Annotated in this window: 11 protein-coding genes and 1 other annotated feature; of the genes, 3 read left to right on the plus strand and 8 right to left on the minus strand. The window is 42.1% G+C overall.

The features are described 5' to 3' along the window. Nucleotides 1-167 precede the first annotated feature (167 nt). Nucleotides 168-545 carry an autonomous glycyl radical cofactor GrcA gene (gene grcA, locus HGG78_RS04465; protein ID WP_053310811.1) on the plus strand — a complete coding sequence of 126 codons (378 nt, stop codon included), beginning with the start codon at nt 168-170 and terminating at the stop codon, nt 543-545. 137 nt (nt 546-682) lie between these two features. Here grcA and thrC read toward each other — a convergent pair whose 3' ends face one another. From thrC to thrL, 4 genes are all read right to left on the minus strand, one after another. After that, nucleotides 683-1,966: a threonine synthase gene (thrC, locus tag HGG78_RS04470; protein ID WP_053310810.1), complete on the minus strand. Its 1,284-nt coding sequence runs from the start codon at nt 1,964-1,966 to the stop codon at nt 683-685. Beyond that, nucleotides 1,963-2,919, minus strand: coding sequence for a homoserine kinase (gene thrB / locus HGG78_RS18855; RefSeq protein ID WP_053310996.1), 957 nt, complete (start codon nt 2,917-2,919; stop codon nt 1,963-1,965). Before thrB ends, thrC begins: the two co-directional genes overlap by 4 nt. Before the next feature lie 18 nt (nt 2,920-2,937). After that, nucleotides 2,938-5,397, minus strand: a complete 2,460-nt coding sequence (thrA, locus tag HGG78_RS04475) for a bifunctional aspartate kinase/homoserine dehydrogenase I (RefSeq protein ID WP_176244802.1) — start codon at nt 5,395-5,397, stop codon at nt 2,938-2,940. 29 nt (nt 5,398-5,426) lie between these two features. Beyond that, nucleotides 5,427-5,544: a sequence feature (Thr leader region), on the minus strand. Beyond that, nucleotides 5,482-5,559: a thr operon leader peptide gene (gene thrL / locus HGG78_RS04480; protein ID WP_080996368.1), complete on the minus strand. Its 78-nt coding sequence runs from the start codon at nt 5,557-5,559 to the stop codon at nt 5,482-5,484. It overlaps the preceding feature by 63 nt. 285 nt (nt 5,560-5,844) lie before the next feature. Between thrL and HGG78_RS04485 the strand changes: the two genes are divergently transcribed. Continuing rightward, a complete protein-coding gene (locus tag HGG78_RS04485; protein ID WP_053310808.1) occupies nt 5,845-6,309 on the plus strand; it encodes a hypothetical protein in 465 nt (154 codons plus the stop codon). On the opposite strand, the gene HGG78_RS04490 is transcribed toward HGG78_RS04485, so the two are convergent. Then, nucleotides 6,306-6,791: a putative 4-hydroxy-4-methyl-2-oxoglutarate aldolase gene (locus HGG78_RS04490; RefSeq protein WP_172532247.1), complete on the minus strand. Its 486-nt coding sequence runs from the start codon at nt 6,789-6,791 to the stop codon at nt 6,306-6,308. The genes HGG78_RS04485 and HGG78_RS04490 overlap by 4 nt on opposite strands. A 711-nt stretch (nt 6,792-7,502) precedes the next feature. On the opposite strand from HGG78_RS04490, the gene arcA reads away from it, so the two are divergent. After that, the gene (gene arcA / locus HGG78_RS04495) at nt 7,503-8,219 is read left to right on the plus strand and encodes a two-component system response regulator ArcA (RefSeq protein ID WP_053310806.1); all 717 of its coding nucleotides are present in this window, start codon (nt 7,503-7,505) and stop codon (nt 8,217-8,219) included. A gap of 69 nt (nt 8,220-8,288) precedes the next feature. Here the strand turns inward: arcA and HGG78_RS04500 are convergent, their stop codons facing one another. From HGG78_RS04500 to mnmL, 3 genes are all read right to left on the minus strand, one after another. Beyond that, complete coding sequence (locus tag HGG78_RS04500; protein WP_053310805.1) at nt 8,289-8,744, minus strand: hypothetical protein; 456 nt, start codon at nt 8,742-8,744, stop codon at nt 8,289-8,291. A 4-nt stretch (nt 8,745-8,748) separates the two neighbouring features. Then, complete coding sequence (gene arcB / locus HGG78_RS04505) at nt 8,749-11,088, minus strand: aerobic respiration two-component sensor histidine kinase ArcB (protein WP_171979513.1); 2,340 nt, start codon at nt 11,086-11,088, stop codon at nt 8,749-8,751. Between the two features lie 97 nt (nt 11,089-11,185). Further along, on the minus strand, nt 11,186-12,121 hold the full coding sequence (gene mnmL / locus HGG78_RS04510; RefSeq protein WP_171979514.1) for a tRNA modification radical SAM protein MnmL/YtqA: 936 nt from the start codon (nt 12,119-12,121) through the stop codon (nt 11,186-11,188). Between the last annotated feature and the right edge of the window lie 438 nt (nt 12,122-12,559).

Here is a 12,559-nt window from a genome sequence, read left to right on the forward strand (position 1 = left end):
ATATATTGATTAAAAGAAAAACATTAACCACCATAAATTTAATGTTTTTAGTTGTTTTTTGACCTAAATCAATATTAATATCATGGATATTGGCTATATAATACTGAGCTCAACAAAATTCGAAAGTTAACACCAATAACACCACTAAGGTGGACTAGGAGATAGTAATGATCCAAGGCATTCAAATTACAAAAGCAGCAAACGACAACCTACTTAATTCTATCTGGTTGCTTGATAACGAAAAGAACGAAGCTCGTTGTGTTGCAGCAAACGCAGGCTACGAAGCAAATCAAATTATCGCGGCAAGCGATCTTGGTGAATACGAAAGCCGTGAAGTGGCTATCGAAACTGCACCTCGCATCGAAGGTGGCCAACACCTGAACGTGAACGTTCTTAAGCGTGAAACGCTAGAAGATGCTGTTGCACACCCAGAAAAGTACCCACAGCTAACTATCCGTGTATCGGGTTACGCGGTACGTTTCAACTCATTAACGACTGAACAGCAACGTGATGTGATTGCTCGTACGTTTACTGAGACTCTATAATCAATAAAAAATTGATTCGTTAGATGCAAAAATGGCGCTCTATGAGCGCCATTTTTATTACTTACATCAGAGAAAAAATACAGCTAATGAATGGAACCTGATTTCCTGATTTTTACATCAGAAAATCAAGTATTGCCTTAAGGCTGGACTTTTCGGAGTACCGCTTTCAATGCATCAAAGTCGTTATCTAATTCTTCCGACAACAACTCCATTACAGCATGTTTAGCTAACGGCGCTGGTAGTTCAATATCTGTTGCTAATACCTCATCAACGACTTCTTTGAACTTGGCTGGATGCGCAGTACACAAGAACAGACCAGTTTCACCTTCTTGCAACTGTTGATCTAATAGTCGATAAGCAATTGCACCATGTGGTTCACAAAGGTAATTCAACGCATAAAGTTCGCGCACTGACTCTGCACTTTGCTCATCAGATACCGCACCTTTTCCAAGAGTATCTAACCCCCAGCCTTTGAGTCGACATAGCTCCTCAATACGCGGCCAGTTGTTTGGTTGACTAACATCCATCGCATTTGAAGTCGTTGCCACTGTTGGTTTCGGATCCCACTCGCCTGTTTCTAGGTAGCGAGGGACAGTATCATTAGCATTGGTTGCAGCGATAAAGCGTTTAATTGGCAAGCCTAATGCCTTAGCTAATAAGCCAGCCGTTAAGTTACCAAAGTTGCCACTTGGTACTGAAATAACCAAGTTTTCACGCTCTGACTTACTCATCTGCGCTGCCGCTTCAAAGTAGTAACAAATCTGTGCCATTAAGCGACTGATATTAATTGAATTAGCGGAATTAAGACCTATCTCTTGGCGCAGCTTCGCATCATCAAATGCTTGCTTCACTAGTGCCTGACAGGCATCAAAGTCACCGTTAATGGCAACAGTGTGGATATTGTTACCAAGTGTACAAAACAGTTTTTCTTGTAGCGGGCTGATCTTCCCTTTCGGATAAAGAATAACCACATTAATATCTTCCATGCCATAGAATGCATGTGCCACAGCCGCACCTGTATCGCCAGATGTAGCAGTTAAAATCGTAATTTTTCCGCCGTTAGATACTGCTGCTAAAGATTGCGCCATAAAACGGCCACCAAAATCTTTAAATGCCAGTGTTGGGCCATGGAAAAGCTCTAACGCATAAATACCATCTTTCACTGATTTGATTGGCGCTGGAAATTGGAAAGCAGCATCAACCATTGCATTTACTTGCTCTGCTGGTAACTCATCACCAATCATTGCAGATAAAATTTTAGTGCTACGAGAAACAAAATCTTCCGCTAAAAGCGCATCAATATCATCAAACTTTGGTAATTCCGATGGAAAAAACAGTCCCTGATTACGACCTAAACCTTGGCGAACAGCTTGACCAAAAGAGACTTTTTCATCATTTTCTTTTATGTTGTAGAGCTTCATAGAGAACTTCCTGTAACGGTCGAACCATTTTTGTCTAAACGACAAATATGGACGAATCCTTCTTCATTTTGTACGTAATTTTGTTCCAGCCAGCGAGCGACACGCTGCGCGACATCTTTTTCTTTGCAAATACTAAATAACGTTGGGCCACTACCAGAGATACCCGTAGCCAATGCGCCTGCCGATATCGCATATTTGCGAGCATCAGCAAAACCAGGAAGCAGTTTCTCACGATATGGTTCGGCGATCACGTCTTTGATCATTTTCGCTGCAAGTTCTGGCTGTCCAGAATGACAAGCATGGATAAACCCAGCTAAATGACGACCATGAGCAATAATGTCTTGTCGACGATATTGAGAAGGTAAAATAGCTCGTGCTTCGGCAGTAGATACTTTAATCCCCGGGTAAGCCATGACCCAATACCAATCATCAAAACAAGGCACTTCTTGGCTGATAATACCAAGTTCTTCGAGCATTAATTGCACACCACCAAGATAACACGGCGCAACATTATCATAATGCACACCACCGGAAATTTGGCCTTCCATCTCACCCATCAACGCGAGAAGCTCAGTTTCATTCAAAGGTAAATCATGAAAACGATTGAGTGCATCGAGCGCAGCCACAATTGAACATGCGCTCGATCCTAGCCCTGAACCAATCGGCATGTTTTTTTCTAGCGTCATTTCGAGTGGCTTAAGTGCAATACCTTTCTTTTCAAGCTCTCGAGCAAACACGACCCAACAATCGTACACAATATTTTCTTTTGGGTTTTCTGGCAATTTGGCGACGAAGCTACCCGCAGTTTTCAATACAAAAGGTTCGCTTCCCGCTTTGATCTGAACGCGGTCACCAAGCAAGCTTCCATCAATCGGTGACACAGCAGCACCTAACACATCAAAGCCTACACTGACATTACCGATAGAAGCCGGAGCGTAAACCACCACTCCCATATCACTTGAACTCATTGACTAAACTCCTAATTTCCAACCCAGTGTACGCATCACATCTGAAAAGACGCCTGCTGCTGTCACTTCAGTACCCGCACCATAGCCACGCAGAACGAGTGGAATTGGTTGATAATAACGACTGAAGAAGGCAAGAGCATTTTCACCATCTTTGACTTTGAACATAGGGTCATTTTCATCCACGGCGGCAATACGCACTTTACATTTCCCATCCGCGATTTCACCTAGATAACGTAGAACCTTACCTTCTTCGGCCGCTTTCGAAGATAAATCTTGGAAATACGCATCAGCTTGGGGCAAACGAGCCATGAACTCTTCAACACTTCCTGAAATATCAAAACCTGGTGGTAGAGCAAGATCAACTTGTACGTCATCTAACTCTAAAGGCATTCCCGCTTCACGAGCGAGAATCAACAGTTTGCGCGCAACATCCATACCCGACAAATCATCACGAGGATCTGGCTCTGTAAACCCTTTATCTTTAGCCAGTGTAGTGGCTTGGCTTAGTGTCATCCCTTCATCTAGCTTACCGAAAATGAAAGAAAGCGACCCAGAGAGAATACCGTTGAATTTTTCAAGCTCATCACCTGCAGCAATCAGGTTTTGTAGGTTTTCAATTACGGGTAAACCTGCGCCAACTGTTGTTTCATACATCAATTTACGACGAGAGCTACGGGCCACCTCTCGCAACTGATGGTAATAAGCCATGCTCGCTGTGTTCGCTTTCTTATTCGGAGTAACGACGTGGAAACCCGCCGCTAAAAATTCAGCATATTGATTAGCGATGACTTCACTAGAAGTACAATCGACAAGCACAGGGTTAATAATATGGTTGCGCTGCACAAGAGAAATTAACCTCGCAAGACTAAACTCTTCACTCGCCGCAGACATTCTGTCTCGCCAATGCTCAAGGGGAAGACCATCACTATCAAGTAACAAACCTTTACTATTAGCAAGGCCGCACACACGGATAATGATGCCTTTTTCGGCCAACGTTGCTTGCTGGCGGTTGATCTGGTCGACAAGTTCACCACCAACACCACCAACACCCACCACGAACACATCCAAGAAATGCTTAGAATTGAAGAGATTTTCATGACACGCTTTAATCGCTTCGGCAATTTTGTCTTCAGGGATTACTGCAGAAATGGCTCGTTCAGAAGAGCCTTGAGCAATCGCCACGATATTAACGTGAACTTCGGCTAACGAAGCAAAGAACTGCGAAGCAACACCACGAGAAGTGCGCATACCGTCGCCCACTAGCGTTACAATCGCTACATCATTCATGAACTCTACAGGCTCCAGTAAGCCATCTTTTAGCTCAAGTTCAAAAGCTTCTGACAACGCTTTTTGCGCAAGTGCTTTGTCTTGCGCCTCAATACAGAAGCTGATGCTGTACTCTGAAGAAGATTGAGTGATCAAAACAATCGAAACACCGGCTGCGGACATAGCACCAAAGACTCGGCTAGCCATACCGACCATGCCTTTCATACCTGGGCCTGAAACGTTAACCATCGTCAAATTATTAAGTGTGGTAATACCTTTTATCGCCAGCTTATCTTCGCCTGTATCTTGGCCAATTAGTGTGCCAGCACCTTGCGGATTGAAACTGTTTTTGATCAGACAAGGGATATGGAATTGCGCAATAGGGGCAATGGTTTTTGGATGCAACACGGAAGCACCAAAGTAAGAAAGCTCCATCGCTTCTTGGTAGCTCAACGACTTGAGTAAACGAGCATCATCAACTAGGCGCGGATCACAGTTATACACCCCATCCACATCAGTCCAAATCTCGCAGCAGTCGGCGCGTAAACAAGCAGCCAGCACTGCCGCTGAGTAATCAGAACCATTACGACCTAAACAGACCAATTCACCTTTTTCATTACCAGCGGTAAAACCAGGCATGATATTAACGTGATCATGTGGTAGAGGTTTCTGTTTAAAGTTTTGCGTAGAAATTTCAACATCAACCATCGCCTCAAGGTGATCACCTTGAGCAAAAAGATACTCAACAGGATCAATTAGCGATGCCGCTTGCCCTTTCGCTTCAAGTACAGCCTTCATCAGTTGGATGGAGATTCGCTCACCTTTACTGATAATACGAGCATTAACATTATCGGGGCACATACCCAACAAACTCATCCCATGCACAAACTGGCGCAATTGAGAGAGTGATGTTTTTACTTGGTTATCAAATGCACTGCCATCGACAGTGGGAACTTGTGCTTTAATGGCTGAAAATAACGCTTGAAATGATGATTCAAGCTCTGCAATTTGCAGTTCAGCCTCACCATTACGTAAAGCACTCTCAATAACCGCTACCAATTTATTGGTGGTTTTGCCTGGTGCAGACAAAACCACGGCAACTTCTTCTTGTTGCGCATTGTTAGCAATGATATCTGCTGCCCTTAAAAAACGATCAGCATCAGCTAACGATGAACCTCCAAACTTTAATACTCGCATCCCTTCCTCCAAAACATTCTAAATTGGTATAAAAAAAGGCCTGTATCTGGTGGGATACAGGCCTTTTTTGAAAAAATTTTTCGCTTAGCAGCCCGCCCCAACATGTGTAATGTCGGTAATAATAATGGTGGTGGTCATTACTACTAGGCTGTGCTGTAACATAGGAAAACTTTCTATACTCGTGTATTTGCTTGCCTCTACGTTTACCTTATTTAGCGATCATTAGTCAATTAAAATCTGTTATTTTTTAACTAACGCCACAGCGTAGTGAGTCAAAAACCAAACCCCAGCAATGAAACTTATTACATAACCAATTCGATAGCATATCTAATAAGCAAATAACTAAATGCTATATAACTCTACCTGTCATTGATGATATTTTGTGCTTTAATTAGGGTCAGTGCAGTGGATGCAGTACCCAAAAATAATAAACATAAGGAGAGATGAATGAAGTTGACGATCACACTTGCTTTGTCTTTTTTTATCTCTTTACCTAGTATGGCGAACATCTTGCCGTTACTGCCTTCAGAGCAAGTTAAGTCGCCACATCGACTATTTGTTTCAAGTGAAAATGATAGCCAAAGCTTTGACAGCTGGACAATTGATAGTGGCTATTCTTACAGCATATTTGAAGATTTGGATGTGTATGTTGGAGCAAGGATCAATAATTCCGGGAACAGTGAAAGTGGTGGCTTTCTAAGTGGCATTCGTTATCAATTAACCCCGAAGCTATCGTTAAAAAGCACCTTGCGTTCAGCAAATAGTACACCAGAAAATGATAAACGAGCTGATGCAGTCTCTGCTGAACTTTCCAGCCGACTGCAGCTCTCTGAAAATATCGACTTGCACGCCACTCTCGATTATCAAGAGTGGCAACAGGGTGTTGAGTTTGGGCTCGGATTCCGTTTTTAGTTCCAATCCAAAGCTTGAGTTGATGTTAAAACACCATTCCAATCGGCATAAATGTAATCACCAGGTTGAATCATCTGTTTGAGAATAGTCAGGGTTACATTTACTTCACCTGCTCCTTTTTTCTCAGTCTTAATCGGGCAAGCACCTAGAGCTTTAATCCCAAGGTCCATTTGCGAAAGCATACCCACATCACGCACCGCGCCATACACAATGATTCCTTCCCACTCATGTTCTATGGCCATAATCGCTAGCTGATCACCTAGCAACGCCTTATGGCAAGAACCATTACCATCAACAACCAATACTTTGCCTTTGCCATTTTGACTCAAAACATCACGAACTTTCGAGTTGTCGTGATAACAACGTACAGTAACAATTTCTCCCCAAAATGCACTTTTGAGACCAAACGTTTGTAGAGGTAAGTTTAGTAAAGTCACTTGTGACTCATATTTGTCACAAATATCTGGCGTTATATCTATCATCATTCTTCCTTGGATTATTGTTAATTATTTTGAATTCAAGCGATTGTGGATGAGGTTTGTTAAAGCTAAGAACGGAATTCACTCCCACAATGCATAACACTTTGCTCAAATAATCTAAACACGATGCAAAGCAACACTTGCATAGAATAAGCAACATTTACTACCTAAATGTCAGCAAAATACTCGATTTTCATACTAATGGATTTTATCATAGTACGTATTTCACATCTGTAAACGTTGATTTTTTACGCAATTCTCATTTTTTGACAAGAATCTATCAAGCGGGTTCCACCTTATCACAAAAGCAGGTTAAGACTTGACGTGCTTATTGTTCACACAAAATATCAAATCGAGTGATGTTCAAAACCCGTATCTCGTATTGGGGAAATATTCCGTAAGTTTACAACTGCGCAAGACTATTAATATTTGTTACATTAGAACTATTGATGTAAATCAACAAAGTGATTGGAATTAACATTCAGTCATTGTTAGCATGCTGTTAACATTATAGAATCCGCGTCAGAAACTAATAGAACAGTAGAGGGCACGGAGACCTCGATGCTAAAGATATCTATGGATGGCGGGCGACTGAAGTGAGTGTATTTTTCAAAACTTTGGTTTATGATTTAACAACAGATTACCTGTATGTTACGTTTTTTGCCTAGAATTAATTCTATTAGCACAATTTTTTCACAAGTTTAGGTACCGCCAATGCAAACCCCGCAGATCCTTATCGTTGAAGATGAGCAAGTAACTCGTAACACTCTTAAGAGTATTTTTGAAGCAGAGGGATACGCTGTTTTTGAAGCCAGTAACGGTGAAGAAATGCACCACGCACTGTCTGATAACTCAATAAACTTGGTAATTATGGACATCAACTTACCAGGTAAAAATGGCCTTCTGTTAGCTCGCGAACTTCGTGAACAAGCGAATGTTGCGCTAATGTTTCTGACTGGTCGTGACAACGAAGTCGATAAAATTCTTGGTCTAGAAATTGGCGCGGATGACTACATCACGAAGCCATTTAACCCACGAGAATTGACCATTCGTGCTCGTAACCTTTTAAGTCGATCAATGAATGCCAATACCACGCAAGAAGAAAAGCGTAGTGTTGAGAAGTACGAATTCAATGGTTGGGTTTTAGATATCAACAGCCGCTCTTTGGTTAATCCTGATGGCGAAGGTTACAAGTTACCACGTTCAGAATTCCGTGCACTTTTACACTTCTGTGAGAACCCAGGTAAAATTCAAACTCGTGCTGATCTATTGAAGAAAATGACCGGTCGTGAACTTAAGCCTCATGATCGCACTGTTGATGTGACCATCCGTCGTATCCGTAAGCATTTTGAGTCAGTATCAGGTACTCCTGAAATCATCGCTACGATTCATGGCGAAGGCTACCGCTTTTGTGGTGACCTAGAGGACTAATATCCTCTCATTATGCTGATTAAAAAAGCCCTTTAACTCACGTTAAAGGGCTTTTTGTTATCAACAAGCTTAATAGACTTTATCTATCATTACGCCACGGTCAATCAACCACTGCGCTTTTTCGCCATCACTCAACTGCAACGCGATATCGACAGCTTCATCCGTATTTGCCTCTATTTGACGTTCAAAGACGACTTCCCACTGATTCTCACTGTAAGTACGTAATTCCAGTGAATCACTATCCACAATCCAACTGCGGCTACCTTGCTGAATAACCAATGCATCAACGGTTAAATTAGCAGGTAATACCGCTGATGAATCTAATCTTAAAGTGCCATGTAAAGCTGGTGCTGCCGGCGTCTCTTCATCACTGATTGCTGGCATTTGATTCATCCATAAAGTACTTTTTAGCCCAATGGTGATATTTGATACCACCGCTAGGTTATCTTGTTGCCAATCGATTTGTGGAGAGCTACATCCAGCCAACAAGGCCATAGCGAGTGAAGCCAATGCGATTTTTTTCATAATATTACCTTTGAGCTAACCATTGTTTTAATACTTGGATATCGTGCTGATAACCATTTTTGATTTCATCAACCCAATCACCTATATTTTCCCACCACGCGGGCAAGTCTGGCGATTGCGCTTTTTGAGCTACATTTTGAATATGTTTAAGGCCTATCGAGCCTGCTGCACCTTTAATTTTGTGTGCTTCAGAGACAATTCCAGCCTGATCTTTGGCGACCATATTCGAATCAAGCACTTCGATATAACTGGGCATCATCTCTTCGAACATCTGGATACTTTCCAAAACGGGTTTTGGTCCAACGATATCAACATAGGATTCAAGCATATCAATATCCAGTAAGTGTGTGCTTACTTCACTGCTATCTTCCACCGTTTTGTCTTCAGGTTGCGGTAAGTCAGCCACTAACTCACGGTCTGTAAACTTTGCAATGATCATTTGAACGGCAGAGACAGACAACGGTTTGCTTATCGCATCATCCATGCCTTTTTGTAAGTATTCCGTTTTATTCTTCAGTACATTCGCCGTTAGTGCAACCAATGGCGGCAATTTAGAATATTTGTCTCGATAATAAGCCGCAACATCAAACCCCGTCATATCCGGCAATTGAATATCTAAAAAGACTAGGTCGTACTCTTCGGGCACAAACATTTGTAAGGCCTCTTCACCAGTCATTGCAACGGAGACCGTATGACCCAAACTTTCAAGTAGTGAGCGAGCCACGGTGACATTGAGTTCTATATCTTCAACCATAAAGATATTTAAACTTCTTTGAGGGGCAGAAATTAGTGGCTGAAAATGCGCATCTTGCGATAAAGGAACGCGAATCGACACGGTAAACGTACTTCCGAACCCTTCTTCACTACTTACTGATATATCGCCATCCATTAAATTAATTAACTGACGAGAAACTGCAAGACCGATCCCCGTTCCAACTGCATGTAGGTTGTCCTTACCAGATTTAACTTGGTAATACATTGCAAATATTTTATCAAGTTCAGCTTCAGGAATCCCAATACCGGTATCCTCAACTTCCATTACAATATGGGCAAATTGATCTTCCACATCGGCGCTTACTGTCATCACTACGCCACCTTCTTTGGTGAATTTCATCGCATTACTGATTAAATTCCATAAGACTTGGCGCAGGCGAGTGGCATCAACTTCGATCGCAACAGGTAAGTCACTGAGCCTTTCAAGATCAAACCTTAGCCCTTTCTGCTCTGCCATCAACGCAGAAATGCTTTCAATTTCCGCAACAAACTCTTCAAAATTTAACGGCGCAGGAAGCAACTCAAGTTTGCGGCGATCAAACTTATCCATGTCTATAATGTCATTAAAGATATTGCCCAACGTGATGGCACTGACGTTGATGGTTTGCATGTGCTTACGTTGTTCAGGAGTTAACGTGCTATCAAGTAGCATTCGACTTAGCCCTACAATGCCATTGAGCGGCGTGCGTAACTCATGACTGATGGTCGAAATAAAGGTGGTCTTGTCACGACTCGCCTTTTCTAAAGATTCTTGGTTACGTTTACGCTCAGTAATATCACGGCCAAAACCGACCAAGCCTAAATGACGCCCATCTTTGCTGTAAAAAGGCACTTTACGTAATTCAAAATAGTTCTTACGACCATCTGGGTATTCGAGCCACTGTTCATAAGTCAGAGCTTGGTTGTCTGCAAACACTCTTTCGTCTGTTTCGACTATCTGTTGTGCAACTTCTTTGCTGTAGACATCCCAAGGCGTAAGGCCGACCAATTGATTTTCGCGCTTACCTGTTAGCTCTTCCATAGCGCGGTTACAACCAGAAAATACACCGTTAGCATTGCGGTAATAGATTAAGTCAGGAGAGGCATCAATAAACGAACGTAATAAGGCGGTTCGCTCTGCAAGTTCAAGCTGGGTTTTTTCGCGTTGATAGACTTCATTTTCTAAATCTACCATCGCCTCTTCACGAGCTTCTTCAGCTTTGATTCTTTCCTCAATTTCTTGGTTTAGTTTGACAATATTTTGTTGCAGCTTGTAGTTCAATTCTTGGTCACGCAAACGCATATCTTTCAATTTTGAAACCAATTTGGAAAGACGCTGACGTGACTCTTCCAGTTGATCAACAACGACCGACAAAAAGTAAACCGCCCACGGCGTGATCAACAAGCCAAAGAATACCGAACGTACAATATCGATATCATCCACGTGACCGTTGAGAACTAAAGTGATTCCAACTTGCACCACAACCGCCAATGCAACCAGCGCAAGAGCAAGCAGAATGGAGAAACGAAGAATGCCCAGCTTAACCAACAGGTCGACATAATACTGGGCAAGGTTTTTCATGGGTTTCATTAAACGCTCCATGCGATAACAGTATGGCTAGTCTAACGTGTTTATCGCTAATTCGTCAGCCAAGTTAATCACAGGGATTTGCTAAAACGTCAAATATTTAACTATTTGGAAGGGAATAGATAAACGGTTTATTTAATAATGAACCTTGAGCACCATCTTTATCCAATGCTCGGCCAATTTCGGTCATCGCTAACCAGCGATTTTCACACCAAAGCGGGGCTAGTAATGTCGGCCGACGGGCGGCAGAAGAGACTCTGTGATACACCACTTCAGGCGGGGTCATACGAATCAGTTCACTCGCGATCGAAACGTATTCCTCCAAAGCTGGGGCTTCTAACTTTCCAGCACGCCAAGCTTTGGCCATAGTACTACCTTCTACAATATGTAACCCATGCAACTTAATGCCATCGGTTCCAACCGCTAGCACTCGCTGTAAGGTTTCTACATTGTCATCTCGGGTCTCCTTAGGTAACCCAACGATCAAATGCGTGCAGACTTTAATACCAAGCGCACGAGCCCGCTGAGTAATCTTGGCATAACATTCAAAATCATGACCACGATTGATACGTTTCAGCGTGTCGTTATTAGCCGTTTGTAACCCAAGTTCAAGCCAAATCTCATAGCCTTGTTGCACGTAACCAGAAAGCAGATCCAACACGGCATCTGGTACACAATCAGGACGAGTACCGACGCACAAACCCACAATATCTGCCGCTTTAAGTGCTTGTTGATACATATTTTTCAGCACCTGAACTTCAGCGTAAGTACTAGTGTAAGCCTGAAAATACGCTAAGTATTTTTTGGCGCGCTTAATTTCACCGGCCCGATCGGTCAGTTGTTGTTCAATACTCTGGATTTGAGTTTGTTCATCAACAAAAGAAGAGACGTTACAGAATGTGCACCCTCCTCGACCAATCGTACCGTCCCTATTTGGACAACTAAAGCCACCATGTAAGGTGAGCTTATGAACTTTTTCGCCGTAACGTCGCTGAAGATCTTGGCCAATAGTATTAACCAGTTGGTGCAATTGCATTGATGAAGAACCACTCATAGATAGTAATGAATATCAATTCGATTAATGTAACTAAATTACATCCTTGCAAATTAAATCCACAAAGGTTACCCCTTTCAAACACAATGCCACCTAATAAAAATCAATAAACATGCAGAAAAACAGTGTTATTTGCGTAATGTTGCGACATTGTTAAACAAAATATGCATTTTTAACGAAAAAAATGGGCGACTAAAGCGAGTTTTCGTTGGAATTCCCATAAACAAAATTGTAGGATACTTACACAACCGCCCTATTTTTTGTGATATTTATTACACAAATGAATGCGGAAAAATCGGTGATATTCAGCACTCACCTATATAAACCACTACAAAGTGGCATTAATAAATTGAATATCACTAAGGAATGTTTTTCTCGCAATATTTTTCCTGTGAGAAACGGAAAGGACTCGAACTCGCC

The organism is Vibrio aestuarianus (assembly GCF_012395185.1).
GTDB classification, from domain to species: domain Bacteria; phylum Pseudomonadota; class Gammaproteobacteria; order Enterobacterales; family Vibrionaceae; genus Vibrio; species Vibrio aestuarianus.

Coding starts and splice junctions, on each gene's coding strand:
- HGG78_RS04490 (WP_172532247.1), bottom strand. CDS start 6,791: ATGATAGATATAACGCCAGATATTTGTGACAAATATGAGTCACAAGTG.
- arcA (WP_053310806.1), top strand. CDS start 7,503: ATGCAAACCCCGCAGATCCTTATCGTTGAAGATGAGCAAGTAACTCGT.
- thrA (WP_176244802.1), bottom strand. CDS start 5,397: ATGCGAGTATTAAAGTTTGGAGGTTCATCGTTAGCTGATGCTGATCGT.
- thrC (WP_053310810.1), bottom strand. CDS start 1,966: ATGAAGCTCTACAACATAAAAGAAAATGATGAAAAAGTCTCTTTTGGT.
- arcB (WP_171979513.1), bottom strand. CDS start 11,088: ATGAAACCCATGAAAAACCTTGCCCAGTATTATGTCGACCTGTTGGTT.
- mnmL (WP_171979514.1), bottom strand. CDS start 12,121: ATGCAATTGCACCAACTGGTTAATACTATTGGCCAAGATCTTCAGCGA.
- grcA (WP_053310811.1), top strand. CDS start 168: ATGATCCAAGGCATTCAAATTACAAAAGCAGCAAACGACAACCTACTT.
- HGG78_RS04485 (WP_053310808.1), top strand. CDS start 5,845: ATGAAGTTGACGATCACACTTGCTTTGTCTTTTTTTATCTCTTTACCT.
- thrB (WP_053310996.1), bottom strand. CDS start 2,919: ATGGGAGTGGTGGTTTACGCTCCGGCTTCTATCGGTAATGTCAGTGTA.
- HGG78_RS04500 (WP_053310805.1), bottom strand. CDS start 8,744: ATGAAAAAAATCGCATTGGCTTCACTCGCTATGGCCTTGTTGGCTGGA.
- thrL (WP_080996368.1), bottom strand. CDS start 5,559: ATGTTACAGCACAGCCTAGTAGTAATGACCACCACCATTATTATTACC.